The organism is Aestuariibacter sp. A3R04, assembly GCF_018860805.1.
In the GTDB taxonomy this organism is placed as follows: Bacteria; Pseudomonadota; Gammaproteobacteria; order Enterobacterales; family Alteromonadaceae; genus Alteromonas.
On the sequence record NZ_JAHKQR010000003.1, the window covers coordinates 109,337 to 125,081 of the forward strand.

Annotated in this window: 11 protein-coding genes; 5 read left to right on the top strand and 6 right to left on the bottom strand. The window is 47.6% G+C overall.

Features of this window, described 5'->3' with window-relative positions:
* Nucleotides 1-229 precede the first annotated feature (229 nt).
* The 5 genes from KO518_RS05395 to KO518_RS05415 all read left to right on the top strand — a co-directional run bounded on the left by KO518_RS05395 (nt 230) and on the right by KO518_RS05415 (nt 7,291).
* The gene (locus tag KO518_RS05395; protein WP_216024819.1) at nt 230-2,569 is read left to right on the top strand and encodes a beta-galactosidase; all 2,340 of its coding nucleotides are present in this window, start codon (nt 230-232) and stop codon (nt 2,567-2,569) included.
* Nucleotides 2,570-3,547 (top strand): SMP-30/gluconolactonase/LRE family protein, encoded by a 978-nt coding sequence (locus tag KO518_RS05400; RefSeq protein ID WP_216024820.1) that lies wholly within the window; start codon nt 2,570-2,572, stop codon nt 3,545-3,547.
* A 115-nt stretch (nt 3,548-3,662) separates the two neighbouring features.
* The gene (locus KO518_RS05405; protein WP_252735962.1) at nt 3,663-5,240 is read left to right on the top strand and encodes an MFS transporter; all 1,578 of its coding nucleotides are present in this window, start codon (nt 3,663-3,665) and stop codon (nt 5,238-5,240) included.
* Between the two features lie 5 nt (nt 5,241-5,245).
* Entirely contained in the window at nt 5,246-6,211 is a 966-nt protein-coding gene (locus KO518_RS05410; protein ID WP_216024822.1) for a sugar kinase, read from the top strand.
* A gap of 3 nt (nt 6,212-6,214) precedes the next feature.
* Nucleotides 6,215-7,291 (top strand): family 43 glycosylhydrolase, encoded by a 1,077-nt coding sequence (locus tag KO518_RS05415; RefSeq protein ID WP_216024823.1) that lies wholly within the window; start codon nt 6,215-6,217, stop codon nt 7,289-7,291.
* Nucleotides 7,292-7,463: 172 nt separating this feature from the next.
* On the opposite strand, the gene KO518_RS05420 is transcribed toward KO518_RS05415, so the two are convergent.
* From KO518_RS05420 to KO518_RS05445, 6 genes are all read right to left on the bottom strand, one after another.
* Entirely contained in the window at nt 7,464-8,153 is a 690-nt protein-coding gene (locus tag KO518_RS05420; RefSeq protein ID WP_216024824.1) for a SapC family protein, read from the bottom strand.
* A gap of 9 nt (nt 8,154-8,162) precedes the next feature.
* Entirely contained in the window at nt 8,163-9,752 is a 1,590-nt protein-coding gene (locus KO518_RS05425; RefSeq protein WP_252735964.1) for a tryptophan halogenase family protein, read from the bottom strand.
* A 20-nt stretch (nt 9,753-9,772) separates the two neighbouring features.
* Entirely contained in the window at nt 9,773-12,523 is a 2,751-nt protein-coding gene (locus KO518_RS05430) for a TonB-dependent receptor (protein WP_216024825.1), read from the bottom strand.
* A 99-nt stretch (nt 12,524-12,622) separates the two neighbouring features.
* Entirely contained in the window at nt 12,623-13,249 is a 627-nt protein-coding gene (locus tag KO518_RS05435; protein WP_216024826.1) for a bifunctional 4-hydroxy-2-oxoglutarate aldolase/2-dehydro-3-deoxy-phosphogluconate aldolase, read from the bottom strand.
* 8 nt (nt 13,250-13,257) lie between these two features.
* Nucleotides 13,258-14,532, bottom strand: coding sequence for an MFS transporter (locus KO518_RS05440; protein WP_216024827.1), 1,275 nt, complete (start codon nt 14,530-14,532; stop codon nt 13,258-13,260).
* A gap of 5 nt (nt 14,533-14,537) precedes the next feature.
* Nucleotides 14,538-15,692, bottom strand: a complete 1,155-nt coding sequence (locus tag KO518_RS05445; RefSeq protein WP_216024828.1) for a mandelate racemase/muconate lactonizing enzyme family protein — start codon at nt 15,690-15,692, stop codon at nt 14,538-14,540.
* Between the last annotated feature and the right edge of the window lie 53 nt (nt 15,693-15,745).

Sequence of the window (15,745 nt, forward strand, 5' to 3'; positions counted from 1 at the left end):
AGTAAGGGGGGCAGGGATAACGAAAGGCTAGTTAAGTTGTTATTATTAATGTTTTTTTGTTTTTCTCATGGATATATTTTACTAATAAAGTGTATATTGATAATTGTTAACAAAATAATTGACAATGTGTGAAGTGCCTGTATTGTCTTTAACGGTTTTACTACTTAAAGCGCCGCAGGAATAAAACGAATTGCACGTTATTTAGTCATAGCTAGTTAGGAGTTTCGATATGCATAACTCACGAATAGTCGCAGTGTTCGCCTCGTTGTTTTGCGCCTTGACAGGCGTCCAAGGGTGTTCGCCAGACCAACCGGTGGGCAGGGATGCGCAAGGGCAGAATTCATCGCAAAGCGATAGTTACGGAGCGCAAATCATGCCGCTTTTCGCATCTGTCGACGCTTCGTTGCGCGACGGGGTAACGTCAGATGGGGTGCGCTGGTCAGTACTGAATAACGACGACGGCGCTAATATTATCGACCTGCAGTTTTTAGCTGATGAGGCGAACAAACCGCGTTTCACGCTTACCACTGAGACTCCCTGGAATTTTGAGCAGTACAATACAGTTGCGATTGTTATGGATATTGAAAACCCCAGTGCTGAACCTGTACATCTGCATGTAGGAGTGGGGGACGTCGGTGGTAAAAAGCACAACCGCAATACCGCTGTTCCGCCGCATTCTAAGAAAACTTACTACGCTCTTATCAAAGGAGAGAATGTAAGTATTAACACCGGAATGCGTTCAAACCCAAAGCAATGGGAAACCGATTATACTCAGCTCATTTGGCGCAACGGCAATAGGATTATCGATACCAACCGGGTGAACTCGATGACTTTTCAGGTCATGGGAATAATGACTGACAAACATATCCGCGTGAGTAATATGCGGGCCGTGGAACCTCGCACGTTAAATGACAAGTGGTTAACACATATCGTTGACGAATATGGCCAAAATAATAACCAGGCGTTTGTTGGCAAAATAGAAAGCGATGCGCAGTTACAGGAATACTATCAGCAGGAATTAGCGTCTATGTCTGGACAAGTGCCTGCTGACAGAAGTCAGTTCGGAGGATGGAAAGCGGGGCCCAAATTGGACGCGACCGGTTACTTCCGAGTTGCTAAGCACGAGGGTAAGTGGACGTTAATTGACCCTGAGGGCTATTTGTTTTTCTCCGCAGGGATTGCCAATGTGCGAATGGCAAATACATCAACCATTACGGGGTTCGACGTTCCAGAAAACACTGTGGTTTCGCGCAGTGAGGCAGACCTCACGCCAGAAGACTCTATGGGTTTAAACCGAGTGTCTGACGAGGCGGCTGCCCAACGTTTCATTGCCTCCCCTTTAAGAGCTGGTATGTTTACGTCGCTGCCTGAATATGCGTCGGATCTGGGTAATTTTTATGGTTACCGGCGCTCAGTGCACACGGGGACCTTGGCTAAGGGCGAAACCTACAGTTTTTATTTGGCTAACCTGTCGAGAAAGTTCAATACCCCTGATATGGAAGAGATCATGGATAAGTGGGAAGCGCTTACCGTTGATCGTATGCTCGACTGGGGCTTTACCTCTTTTGGAAATTGGATTGATCCGCGCTTTTACGATAACAACAATTTTCCCTATTTTGCCAATGGATGGATTATCGGTGATTTCAAAACTGTAAGTTCCGGGAATGACTATTGGGCGCCAATTCCTGATCCCTTCGACAAAACCTTTGCGGAGCGAACAGACATTACTGTGCAGCAAATTGCTAATGAGGTGAAAAACAGCCCTTGGTGTGTTGGCGTGTTCATCGACAACGAAAAAAGTTGGGGCATTATGGGAAGTCCTCAGGGGCAATACGGTTTAGTCGCAGGCACAATGAAATTAAGTGAGGCGCAGAGCCCCGCAAAACGCGCCTTTGTTGCGTGGATCAAAGAGCACTACTCAACTATTGATGAATTTAATGCCGCCTGGAAACAGTCTTTCCATAGCTTTGATGACCTTTCCGGGAGTGTAGACATCAGCTATGACAGTGAGTTGGCTTTGGCAGATTACAGTGCGTTGCTGACTTATTACGCCGATACGTATTTCCGTATAGTTTCTGAAGCTGTGGATAAATATATGCCAAACCATCTCTACATGGGGGCGCGTTTTGCAGATTGGGGCATGACGCCAGAGATCCGCACCGGCGCAGCAAACCACGTAGATGTTATGAGTTATAATTATTACCGGGAAGGTTTAAACGGTGCCTTCTGGAATTTTCTGGACGAGATTGACATGCCGTCTATTATCGGAGAGTTTCATATGGGGGCCTTGGATTCAGGGATGTTCAACCCTGGATTAATTGGCTCCCACACTCAGGAAATCAGAGGGCGTATGTACACTGATTATATGCAGTCGGTTATCAATAACCCTTATTTTGTGGGCGCTCATTGGTTCCAGTATATCGATTCTCCGTTGGTGGGTAGGGCGTATGACGGCGAAAACTATAACGTTGGCTTCGTCTCAGTAGCTGATGTGCCGTATCAGCCTTTTGTAAAAGCAGTAAAAGCAGTGAATACATCACTGTATACCGAGCGTTTTGGGACGAAGTAAATGATAACTAAGCGCAAGGTAGTTTATGGAGTATTGCTGACTATTGCATGGCTTCCCGCTGTCGTTTTGGGGAAAACCTGTGCACCTCTGGGCGAGGCTTTTCAAAGTGACCGTCAGGCGTTGACCGCTATTGTGGATATGTCCAGCGAAGTGTGCGTCCTCGCAGAGGGTTTTGCATGGACAGAAGGCCCCTTATGGATAGACGAGCTCAATGGTCTTGTATTTTCAGACATTCCGGCTTCAAAAGTATATTTGTACGAGGCCAATGGTAAGTTGTCGGAATACCTTGCTGACAGCAAATACTCCAACGGCCTGGTATTGGACCACGACAGGCGTCTCGTGCTTCTGCAATCGAGAAACCGTTCAGTGGGACGAATGAAAACTCCGGTGAGTGCGCCTGGTTCAGCCTTTGATATATTGGCAACACATTATCATGGCAAGCGTTTTAACAGTCCCAATGATGGTGTGTACAATCAGGCCGGAGATTTATTCTTTACTGATCCTCCATACGGGCTGCCCAACGGAATAAACGACAAGAACAAAGAACTGCCTTTTCAAGGGGTGTTTGTTCTTACCCATGAGGGCGAACTCATCCTATTGGACTCGACATTGAGCTATCCCAATGGCATTGCGCTGTCAGATGACGGTTCGGTATTGTTTGTTGCTGTGTCTGACGACCGCGATAGCGCTTGGTATCGTTACGACGTAAACACCGATTTATCGCTGTCTGGTAAACAACGGGTTTATAAAGCTGACTCAGCAGATAAAATCCATGGTCTTCCTGACGGTATGGCATTTCACAAAGACGGTTTGCTTTTCGCAACGGGGCCCGGCGGGCTTTATATTTTCGATAATGAAGGCGCGCTTCAGGGCCGGATTATTATCAATAATATTGTTTCAAACGTGGCCTTCGACAGTGCGTTTAGCACCCTGTACATCACAGCAAATAATACGTTGATGTCAATAACGTTAAAATAATACTTCTCAAAGTATACATTTTATTGTTAACAATATCGCTCTATTGAGTTAGTATTCTTGCTATAGATTGCCAGTGTTTTTACACTGGCTTAACAAACTTTAAAGAAGAATGCTGATGAACACCAGACAAATTATTGCAAACGCAATCATTGTAGCCCTCGGTGGTTTTATATTCGGGTTAGATGCCGCGCTGATTTCAGGTACTGTCAAATACATCACGCTGGAATTTGGCCTGTCCGATCTTCAAATAGGCGCTGTTGTTAGCGCCCCTGGATTCGGCGTGTTATTTGCCTTGCTGGTAACCGGTATGGCGTGTAACGCCTTTGGCAGGCGAACAACCCTTATCTTTATTTCTTTTCTATATCTCTTTTCCGCAGTTTTCTCTGTTCTGGCTTTCTCATTCGAAACTCTGGTGGCTGCGCGGTTTATTGGCGGTTTGGCATTTACGTCCTTGTCTGTGGCGGCCATGTATATTGGAGAAGTTGCTCCTCCAACCTGGCGGGGGAAACTGGTATCAATGATCCAAATTAATATAGTGGTAGGTTTATCTGCCGCATATTTCGCCAATTACGGCATTGTGCAACTGAGCAAATCCGAATTTGGGTGGGTTCAAACTCTCGCTATCGATACTGCTACCTGGCGCTGGATGCTGGCAGTAGAGATCATCCCAGCCATCATCTGGTTTATTTGCTTGTTTAAGATCCCCAGAAGCCCTCGTTGGCTGGTCATGAAAGGGCGTGATGAAGAAGCGCTGAACGTGATGAAAAGCATGATGAGCGATGACCAGGCTGTGCAAGAGATGGCGGATATCAAGCGCAGTCTTACCCATGAATCAGGCGGTAATGCATCGGTAAAAGAGTCCTTGTCTATTTTGCTTTCGGGCCCAGTTCGCGCTGCCGCGCTGGTGGGTATCACCATTGCCATCGTACAGCAAATAACGGGTATTAATGCCATTATGTTTTACGCCCCTACCGTGTTCGAGCAGGTAGGTATAGGGTCTGACGCCGCTTTTTTTCAAGCGGTTATTGTGGGTGTCATCAGTATGGTTTTTACCGCTATGGCCATTATGCTAATTGATAAACTTGGCCGCAGACCACTTATTGTGTGGGGGTTGGCATGGGCCGCATTAAGTTTATTTGCCTGTTATTTGGGTTTCAGCTCCGCGATATATGAAATCACTGACAACGCAATGGCACAGTTGAGTCAGTATCCTCAACTGGCTAATCTGGAACAGTTAATAGGGGTAGTCTATCAATCTGATATTGCCTTTAAACAGGCACTACAAGGCGTAGTAGGGGTGGACGTTGCCAAGCAGTTTGAAAGCGAGATTCTGCAAATGGCTACCACGATGAACAGTTTGCTGGTACTTGTGGGTATTTCAAGCTTTATTGCTGCGTTTCACTTTTCTATCGGGCCGGTGATGTGGGTATTGTTTTCTGAAATTTTCCCCACGCGAATTCGCGGTGTTGCGATTCCTGGTTTTGCGCTTATAGCCAGCTTGGTGAGCTATCTTGTTCAGCAGTTTTTCCCCTGGCAACTGAGCAATATGGGCGCGGCAGATATTTTCCTGTTTTATACCATTTGCGGGGTTATCGGGTTTGCAGTGCTGTTCAAATTGATGCCGGAAACAAAGAACAAAAGCATCGAGGAAATAGAGGCCTATTTTGCCTCTAAGCAGTTAGCAAAGGGGTGAAGACCATGTCATCAGTTCACGCTAAAAAGCATATTGTCGCCATTGGAGAGTGCATGGTTGAGCTTGTGCAGCGGGATAAACAAACGTGTGAAGTCGGTTTTGCCGGCGATACACTGAACTCGTTAATTTATGCCAAACGATGGATGCCGGAGGTGACCTGTTCTTTTTTTAGTGCCATTGGCACTGATCATTTTAGTCAACAAATGCTGGATTTTTTCAAAGAAAATCACATTGAAACAACCGCTGTATTTCACAGCAATAGCAGAAACGTGGGTCTGTATAGCATAGTCACCGACGAAAATGGCGAGCGCAGCTTTGATTACTGGCGTGACCAGTCTGCGGCGAAGTCCATGATGTGTTTGCACCGCACCGAGCAGCCGGATTTAGGCGCGGTAGATATGCTTTATTTCAGCGGTATTGCGCTGGGTATTTTGTCTGATGGCGACAAGGAAGATTTATTTGCATTGTTAAAACACTATCGTCGTCAGGGGGCCCTTATTGCATTCGATCCTAACTACCGGGCCACTATGTGGAGTGACACAGAACATGCGCAATATTGGTTTGACAAAGCATACCGGGAGGCAGATATCGCGTTACCTGGGGTAGACGATCACTTTGCCGTCTATGGGCATCGTTGTAGTGCTCAGGTGGTAACACACTTATTAAACATGACGTGCCGGGAGTTTGTATTAAAAGCTGGGAAAGACGGAGTGTACGGCTACAGGGAAGGTGCGTTGGTACACCATCAGCCTTTCAAACAGGCGCCTAAACAGGTTGATTCAACGGCGGCGGGCGATTCTTTCGCCGGAGTGTATCTGGTAAACCGGTTGTCCGGTACTGGTATGGCTGAGAGTATCCGGGCCGCTGACGCTGTAGCCCGGGAAGTGGTGCAGTACAGAGGTGCTATTGTTGAACAAAGCGTCATTGCCGACGTTAAATCTGCATTTTCAAATGATTCCCAAGGAGTTTAGTTGATGACAACAAACCTGAGTCTGGCGTCAAAACGCGCTTTAGAAAGAGGATATGACCAACAGGGGCCGGAGTGGATGGTTGAATTTGATGTCGCTCCACTGAAAGGTGATTTTGCTTTCGAAGAAGGGGTCATCAGACGGGATCCGTCCTCGGTTGTGAATGTTGATGGCGTGCTTCACTGCTGGTATACCAAGGGGCAGGGAGAAACCGTGGGGTTCGATTCTGACAACCCCGACGATAAAGTATTTCCCTGGGATTTGACCGAAGTCTGGCATGCGACATCAGAAGACGGCGAAACCTGGAAAGAGCAGGGTGTGGCCATTAGCAGAGGCAAACCCGGGGAGTTCGATGATCGCGCAGTATTTACGCCGGAAGTGCTGGCTCACGATGGGAAGTTCTACCTGGTTTATCAAACGGTTCAAACACCCTACACGAACAGGCAATACGAAGAAATTGCCATTGCTGTGGCGGATAGTCCTTTCGGGCCTTGGGAAAAATCTACTGGCCCAATTCTTTCACCGTCAAAAGACGGCGAATGGGAAGGAGAGGAAGATAACCGTTTCTTGGTGAAATCCAAAGGTAGTTTTGACAGCCACAAAGTACACGACCCGTGCTTGCTGGTGTTTGGCGGTAAGTACTACCTTTATTACAAAGGCGAAACTATGGGCGAGAGTATGAACATGGGCGGGCGTGAAATAAAGCACGGTGTGGCCGTATCTGACTCGCCTTTTGGTCCATACGTTAAATGCGAGTTGAACCCTATTTCCAATAGTGGTCACGAAGTCGTGGTATGGAATTATCAGGGCGGCATTGCCACCTTGTTGACTACCGATGGCCCGGAAAAGAACACGATTCAGTTTGCCCCAGATGGGGTAAATTTTGAAATTAAAGCCCATATAAAAGGTGCGCCAGAGGCAATCGGCCTTTATCGCGAGGATATTGCAAACACGCCTCCTCCTGGCCTTACCTGGGGTTTGTGCCATAAATACGATGCCAGCTGGAACTGGAATTACATATGTAAATTCACGACCAGAAAGCAGGTTCTGGATGCCGGCACCTTTCAAAACGTTGCGTCTTAGAGCCTCTTTCCTGCATAAACGGGTTTTAGGGCAGACATACATGGTCTGCCCTGAACAGTGCGCTTTCCTGTGACAATGGCTAACACATTATTTGCGGGTTTGTGTTGGTTAGGCCTTTCGTTGTGGCCATGTGTATGATCCTCAGTGCGCTATCGTGTCGTTACTGTGGAAGCTATGCATTGCGGTTAAATAGCGTGCGCATTCCATGTAAACTGGCTTCGATAAGTACCATCGCCGCGTAAAACCCTTTCTTTACAGCTTCCATTTGAACGTCTTGAGGCAGCGAAAGAAATGCACGGGTTTCCACCGTAAGCATGCCGCTCTTTTTGACAGTTTCTGTGTGCTGATTCGCAAACTCTATGGCGATTTCACGGACCAGGTTATGCTCCTCAAGAAACTTGATGAAGTCAGCAGTTTCCCGTTGACCATGGTGAATTTTCTCAAGCGCGGCCATGATGCTTTGGGTAAAAGTAGTAAGGGTTCCATCAGCGTGTAAAAGGGGTTCTGTTCCCCCTTCGAAGGCCGGGTGGGATGGGTTGACAAGAAGTGAAGCCGTGCCTGACTCAGACAGGGTTACGGAAAATGGGTGGCAATAGACAAACAGGGGAATGTACTGAGCGCGCCATTTATTGTCGTAAATAAAACTGTTTACGCCTTCTTCAAAAGCTGTTAACGCGTGTATCGACAGCCTTCCCGTCTGTGCAGAACGAAACAAGGCAATAGGGTACTCGCGCTGCAGCTCTTGAAATTCATTGATAAGCACTGGGAACGTGCTTTCATTAAAAAGGGAATGACCGGTGTAATCCGTGCAAATTTTCAGGTGCTGGTGCGCCTTATTTGAAAGGTGCTCAAACGGTTCCATATTCATTCCTTAGCGCTGTGGCAGGCCATATTGTATTATGTTGTCTATAAGGGTTCTTTGACTGTAAAGCTGTTGTTTTAGCAGTTGGACTTGCTGATAAGTATGTGCTTTACAGCGGGCTGTTTGCATGTGGCTTAGCTTATCTGCATCGGGGTCCTTTTGTGTGTAATTAGGCTGCATACCATAAAGTACATACTGATAACTGGCACAGGGGAATACCTCTTCGGCATAGGGAAAGTCACACTGAGCCGGGGGATGAAAGTGCCACAATGCCAATTGCTCCTGGAGTGAGTCTGGCCACGTGGTGTTATCCCTGTGCTTTTGCCAGAATGGCTCGCTTCGCTTACTGAGCACATAGTGTAATTTGAGAAAGTCGATAATGCGTTGCCAGCGATAACTGAAAGTTTCATTGAAGCGCTTGGCGATAATTGGAGAAACAGCAGCCGTTTTGGGTAGGTTTTCGGCGACAAACTTTGCTGCCATTTCTACTAACACCAACGAAGAAGCTTCGAGGGGCTCAAGGAAGCCGGCACTAAGGCCAATAGCGACACAGTTGGCCTTCCAAAATGTTTTGCGATTGCCCGGGGCAATATCAAACAGGCGGACTTCGTCGTCGGCCAACGCCCTCCCGGCATAACGTTCAAGTTGTTTTTTTGCCATGTCATCAGTGATGTAGTCGTTGGCGTATACATGGCCCACGCCACGTCGGTTCGGCAGGCCGATATCCCAAATCCAGCCAGCTTCCGTAGCGGTTGACAATGTGTAAGGCAAAATAGTGTCGTCGTAATAGCCAAGCTGCACTGTGGCAGCTTTGTTACAAAACAGGGTGTCGGCGCAGGATACGTACTCAATACCGTAGTGCTGACCAATCAGCCGTGCGCTAAAGCCGGAACAGTCCACAAAAAAGTCACCGTGGATACGTTGCCCGTCACGCGTAATAAGGGCTGAAATTGGGCCGTCCCGGTCACCTTCGACACGGTCAATATCTGCGCTCAGATAATTGATGCCTAATACGTTGGTGCAATGCTCTTTGAGAAAAGCCGCAAAGGCACAGGCATCGAGGTGGTAGGCGTAATTGAGCAGGCCCTCATATTCGCGGTGTGACACATTTTTGGGTGCCAAGCCGAGGTCACATATGTGTCCTTGAGCGCAGACTAGTTTGTCAAATGCCTCTTGAGTGGTTTGGTTTACAAAGTCTTCGGCCAGGGATCGGTCGCCAAACTGCGTAGGTAAAACAAGAGGGTGGTAATATTCGTCTTCCTGTTGACCCGTTACCCAGTGTCTAAATTTTGCGCCTTGTTTAAAGGTCGCATTACAACGCGTGATAAAATCGGTCTCCCGAATTCCCATGAGTTTTAGCGTTCGTCGCATAGATGGCCAGGTACCTTCACCAACGCCCGCAATAGGAATAGTGGGGGATTCCACCAGGGTAACGTGAACCTTGTTGTGCTTTCCTCGTGCTCGTTGTGTGGCGGCAATCACGCCTGCAGAGATCCAGCCAGCTGTGCCTCCGCCCAGAATGACAATACGGGTAATATTATTGCTGTCAGATTGATAGGGCTGGTGCATAAATTGTGTAACACCGGTGATGTCAGTCATCACCGGTGTTCTCCGTGGCGTTAGAACTTACCGCGAATACCAACATTGTAGCGCGGACCATACTCTTCGTAATCTCTGATTTGGTTTGAGAAGCGCTGGTGACGTCGGGTAGTTTCATCGGTCACGTTTATGCCTTCTACAAATACAGAAAGTGAATCGTTAATGTCATAACTTGCAGAAATATCTATCTGACTATAGGCTTCTGTGAACAAAGGTTCTATGCCTCCTTGTAACAAAAATTCGTCACGCCAGTTGTAGGCCACACGCACCTGGTAGTCGTCTTGTTCGTAGAACGCTACCAGGTTTGCAGAGTCGCTTAAGCCCGGCAATGCAAAGTCATTTTCCAGGGAGTAAACGTCGTAGTTGTCTGAGCTGTCTACCATTGTGTAGTTCACAATGGCGCCGAATCCTGTTTCACCAAATAAATGTTGAATGTTGAACTCCCAACCGTACACTTGGGTTTCATCCAGGTTTAGTGGTGTTGATACCGTCCAGGTAATCACTGGGTCACCAGATTGAGATAGACAGGCCGGGTTAGGGTTGTCGATGGCACCGCCAGGACAGCCTGCACGTGCTGCGGCGGCCGGGTTAGTGAGCGGGCCGTTGGGGCCTTCAATAACTCTCTCGTCTTCACCAATGGCAATGAAGTTATCAACTTGCTTTCTAAAGTGACCAATGGAAGCGTAACTTCCCTCGTCGTAGTAATACTCAAGTGAGAGGTCAAAGTTATCAGCACTGTATGGCAGTAGATTTGGGTTGCCTTGTGACGCTCTGAACGGGCCGGTCGCCAAGTGGTTTTCCAGATTGGTGGCCGGGAACATGGCGGTAATACTACTGCGAGCGACAGTTTGACTGTAAGCGAAACGCGCTACGAGGTCATCGGTAATGTCCAGGCTAATATCCAGATTTGGAAGGAAGTGTTCATAGGCGCCCTCCAGAATTTCCTCTACTTCGTTGTCGGCGTAAACTTTTGACATCTCCAGGGGAGTTAGCCAGTTAAAGCCAATAACCGGGTTGCTGAGAGAATAGGATTCAACGTCGGTTTCTTCGTATCTGACACCAAAATTCGCCCGAACTTCCATGTCGTTAAATTCAGTTATGAAATCAAATGAGACATAAGCTGCAGAAGTGACTTCCTCGATGCCGTTGTAGCTCTTGTTCGGTTCAGCATAAAGGCCCTGTGCTTTGGCCAGGGAGATGAATTCATCTGCGCTGTAAACGGGAATGAATTCAAAACCAATGTCACCGGGAATGAAAGTAAGATCCAGATCACTGATATCCAGGGCGCCGTTGCCCAAGCCGAAGTTTGCCCCTGATATTTTCACAGAATCAATAGTGTACTTGGTATGGGCAAACCCGAAATTGATGGCGTCTAAGGCACCGTCACTCATGTTTTGCCAGCGTCCAGAGAGCTGTATTTGCTCTATGTTGTTTTCGACTTCAAACCCCCTTTCCTGGTAGAGGTCGCCTTCAATGTTCTCCAGCGCATACGCGCCGCCAGGCAAGGCAGAATCATCATAAGAAACGGTTGGTATGTCACCACTGAAATCTGCGGCAATGGTAACCGGCGCAGCATCACCAAATGGGTTTTTCAGGTTGCCCAAACGCTCTGCAGGCAATGCGCCAGGGTTAGAGTGAGAAGTGGAGTCGTGATAGTCAAGCTTAAACCGCAGTGCATCAGTTGCCCGCCAATCGAAGTTTAAGCCGTAAGAATCGTTTTCTGTTTCGAAATTGTATTCCCATGACCAAAAGTTCAGTTCATCGTTGGTTCGAAGGGGGTTGATGATGGTGCCATTTGCATCGGCTGTGCCAGTTTCAACATTGTCAAACCAAAAACTCATGCGATGCTGGTTCCCGTACTCTTCCAGGCGAGACATGACATAGTCTGCGGTGATGGTCAGCCCATCAGTTGCTTGATATTGCAGTACGAGTTGTCCGTTCTGTCTTTCTCTTTCGTAATTGGTGTCGTCTAATTCAACCGTGGGGGTGCGCCATGTTGTCAGCGTGGGATTGCGATCAGTATTAATGGCACTGGTGTCCGGATTTGCTTGACCAGGGTACCCTTGTGCCCAGTTAAACGCGCCTATGCGATTAACGTGACTGTCTCTCTCAGAGTGAGAGAAGGAAGCCAGAATACCGAATTTGCGGTCGCCAAAGGTTTTGCTCACCATACCAGATAGTTCCGGTGTTATATCATCCCCCGTTGTTACACTGGTGTCCATAACGGCCTTTGCACTCCAAACTGCGACGAATTCGTCCATGGAAAAGGGCCGGGCTGTATTGATATTGATAGTGGCCCCAATACCTCCAGAACTGACGTTGGCACGTCCTGTTTTATATACTTCCACACCTGACACGCTTTCAGCGGCCACTTCTCTGAAGTTAAAGCTACGATTAATACCTGTCGATTCCAGTGCAGAAGAGTTAGGCATTTGACGGTTGTTTAACGTTACCAGGTTGAAGCTGGGACCAAAGCCACGAACAGTAACCTGGTTGCCTTCGTTGTTAGTTCTGTCAATAGAAACACCGGTTATGCGCTGTAACGATTCCGCGAGATTAGTATCGGGGAATTTACCAATGTCTTCGGCGGATATCGCATCTACAACACCACTTGAGCTTCTTTTTGTGTCCATTGCTGAAGCCAACGCACCGCGAATACCTTTGACCTGGATTACTTCAACATCGTTTCCAGCTTCCTGAGCTATTGCAGGCGAGCCGTAAATGGCACTTGCCACAGCAAGCGACAGTGCTTTGAGTCCCAGTTTTTTCATAGATGTGCCCTGTTTGTTTGTTAATTGTAAACAATAATAAGGGTGCCAGTATTGTGAATTAACTGTTAATTGTCAACAATAATTGCGTTAATTTACTGCTCAGTCTTGCAGTGATGTCAATAGGGTTCTTATCCGGGAGCTGCGGTGCTTGTAGTCTTCCCTGCTGAAAATGGGCTGGGTTAAGCTACCTCCAAATCCTACCCCAACACATCCTGCAGCCATCCAGGCGGATGCGTTGTTTTCATCTACCGAGCCTACTGCTACCAGGGGAATGTGATGGAAGGGGCCGCGTGTTAGCGAGGCAATATAATCCGGGCAAACGGCACCAGAAGGAAAAACCTTAATGAGGTCGGCGCCCCATTCATAAGCTTGGTAGATTTCACTTGGTGTAAATGCACCTACCAGAATTGGGATGTTGGCAATGCTGGCTGTGTCAATCACAGCTTTGGAGGTATTGGGCGTAACGAGAAACTGCGCACCAGCTTCTATTGCTTCTCGTGCCAGTTGTGGGTTGGTAATAGTACCCGCGCCGATACATGTATTCGGATGCTGCTGCTTAAGCCTTTTGATACCCTCGATGTAATCGGGCGTATTGCTGGTAATTTCCAGCGCCTTAACCCCTGCGCTTACCAAGCATTTAGCAATCGGATCAATATCATTAGGGTTAGTTACGCGGATTATTGCCACGGCTTTTGATGCTTTTATGGTGGCGAGTGTATTAGACATAAGCGGCCTCATTTTCTTTGGATAGCTGACGGTGAAGGCTCTGGTAGCATTTCTACCTTGCCTACGAGGAATAAAAACGATGCGACACCAGTGAGCGCCAGTCCGCAAATTAAGACCAAAGCAGGTTTAAAATCGCCATCCGAAACGAGAAAACCGATAAGCACCGGAATGATCACTGCAGAAAGGCCACCAATGAAATTAAAGCAGCCACCCACAAGCCCCACCATGGATTTAGGCGCAATCAGCGATACGAATACCCAGTTGATTGATGCAAGACCATTTCCAAAGAAAGACAGTGACAAGAAAAAGGTGACCCACTGGGGAGATTCAACGTAGTTGGCGCCAATTACACTACTGGATAGCAGGAGGCCGAGGATAACCGGAGATTTTCTTGCCACTTCGTTACTGACGCTCTTCTTGGCTAAGAAATCACTGAGCGTGCCGGAAATTAATACTCCTGCAAATGCACATAGAAAAGGAATGGCGGCGTAAAAACCAGATTGGATAATACTCATGCCGCGGTAATCTGCAAGGTAAGTAGGAAACCATGTCAAAAAGAAAATAAGTGTACTGCCGAGACAAAACTGACCTATGTACAGACCCCACAATTTGCGACTGGTGAAGGCAAGCACAAACTGTTCGGATGAACTTACCTGTTGTTGTGCCTGGCGCGTTGTTGAACACGTCGGGAGTGGCATTTCAGTTGACGTAGCGGACGCTTTTTTTTCGGGGTATAAAAAATACCAGGCCAGTCCCCATACAACGCCGATGAGACCAGAAACGATAAACAGTCCTCGCCAACCAACCCATTCTAAAATAATAGCCAATACCGGCATGGCAAAAGCCAGCCCTATAAACTGACCGGACGTGTAAACAGCGATAGCACTGGCCCTTTCGTGCTCCTTGAACCATTGAGTGACAATTTTGTTGTTCAACGGGTAAGATGGTGCTTCAAACACGCCGACCAGCATGCGTAGCCCCACTAACGCGGCAAACCCATTTACCAGCCCTTGGATTAATGTGGCGATACTCCACCCAATCATGATGATCGGGTAAAGTAACTTTACGCGCAGCCTGTCGGCAATAAACCCTCCAGGGATCTGCAGAAATGAGTACGTCCATGCGAACGCCGAGAATAGCAATCCCATTTCTACGGTGGATATTGCGAGATCGTCTTTCATCTGAGCGGCAGCAATAGACAGATTGGTTCTGTCCATGTAGTTAATAACAACGCTGACGAAGATAAGCCCGAGTACGCCTAATTTTTGTTTTTTACTTTTCATAGTATTTACCAATTTGTGTAACTGCCATCAGGCTTGGCTAATCTTGGGGGTTCCCAGTACGAAAATGACAGCGCCTCGAGGGCATCAGGGTCAATATCGACACCTAATCCGGGAGCGTCGGATAATTGGAGAAACGGTCCATCTGTGCATGGCATCCGTGTAAACACTTTTTCATAGGCCGATGAGTCGTCGCCATATGGCAGCCACTCAAGGCTGTCTAAGTTATTTATGGCAGCGCAAAAGTGGGCAGAGGCAAGGGTACACAGAGGACTTAGCGGGTTGTGAGGCATCATATCCACGTACATCAATTCACAGATGCCAGCAATTTTCATCGATTCGGTAAAGCCTCCCGCATTGCATATATCGATGCGGGCGAGATCTATAAGATGATTCTTCAGGAAAGGGTAAAAAGTCCATTTGCTGGTGAATTCCTCGCCAATAGCCAGCGGCGTGGTGCACGACTGTCGAAGTTGTATGTAGCTGTCAGGAGATTCTGCACGAATAGGCTCTTCAATGTAATCCAATGTACCTGGGGGCAGGCGCAATAGCAGACTTTTGGCTTCCGCTAAGGACAACCGGTGGTGAAAGTCTATACCAAGTTGCACTTTCGGGCCGATGGCTTGGCGCACTGCAATAATGGCTGTAGCGGCATCGGCAAGGGCTTCCCGGGTATCGTACAGGGTTGTGGTATCGCTGCTACCGTGTTGGCCGGTGGTAAGACGAATGTGTGTCCAACCCTGGTCGATTAACGCTTTGCAATGTGTCGCTAGGTTGTTGTCCAGCGGCGCAGTTATAGTGGCAAAAAGCGGAATTTTGTTGCGCTGTTTACCGCCTAGCAATTGGTAAACCGGCAGTTGCAGGTGTTTTCCTTTAATATCATGAAGGGCAATGTCGATTGCCGCGATAGCAGCGCTAAGTACACGTCCGCCTTCAAAATACTGACTGCGATACATTTCTTGCCACAGTGCGCCTGTGTTGAGCGGATCTCTTCCTGTAAGAAATTGTTTGAAGTGCAAAATAGCGCCTGAAACGGCTTGTTCCCTGCCGGAAAGACCAGATTCTCCCCAGCCGTATAACCCGCAAGCCGTCGTGATTTTCACAAACAATATGTTTCGGTGTCCGAGTTTTTTTATGTACGTAGAAATATCTTCAATAACCATAATTGCCTCCGAGGCCAAAAACTATTATTTGATCTAATTGTTAACAGTTGTCA

Bases quoted from the DNA above. Each gene is read 5' to 3' on its own strand.
- KO518_RS05395 (WP_216024819.1), top strand. From the start codon at position 230: ATGCATAACTCACGAATAGTCGCAGTGTTCGCCTCGTTGTTTTGCGCC.
- KO518_RS05400 (WP_216024820.1), top strand. From the start codon at position 2,570: ATGATAACTAAGCGCAAGGTAGTTTATGGAGTATTGCTGACTATTGCA.
- KO518_RS05405 (WP_252735962.1), top strand. From the start codon at position 3,663: ATGAACACCAGACAAATTATTGCAAACGCAATCATTGTAGCCCTCGGT.
- KO518_RS05410 (WP_216024822.1), top strand. From the start codon at position 5,246: ATGTCATCAGTTCACGCTAAAAAGCATATTGTCGCCATTGGAGAGTGC.
- KO518_RS05415 (WP_216024823.1), top strand. From the start codon at position 6,215: ATGACAACAAACCTGAGTCTGGCGTCAAAACGCGCTTTAGAAAGAGGA.
- KO518_RS05420 (WP_216024824.1), bottom strand. From the start codon at position 8,153: ATGGAACCGTTTGAGCACCTTTCAAATAAGGCGCACCAGCACCTGAAA.
- KO518_RS05425 (WP_252735964.1), bottom strand. From the start codon at position 9,752: ATGACTGACATCACCGGTGTTACACAATTTATGCACCAGCCCTATCAA.
- KO518_RS05430 (WP_216024825.1), bottom strand. From the start codon at position 12,523: ATGAAAAAACTGGGACTCAAAGCACTGTCGCTTGCTGTGGCAAGTGCC.
- KO518_RS05435 (WP_216024826.1), bottom strand. From the start codon at position 13,249: ATGTCTAATACACTCGCCACCATAAAAGCATCAAAAGCCGTGGCAATA.
- KO518_RS05440 (WP_216024827.1), bottom strand. From the start codon at position 14,532: ATGAAAAGTAAAAAACAAAAATTAGGCGTACTCGGGCTTATCTTCGTC.
- KO518_RS05445 (WP_216024828.1), bottom strand. From the start codon at position 15,692: ATGGTTATTGAAGATATTTCTACGTACATAAAAAAACTCGGACACCGA.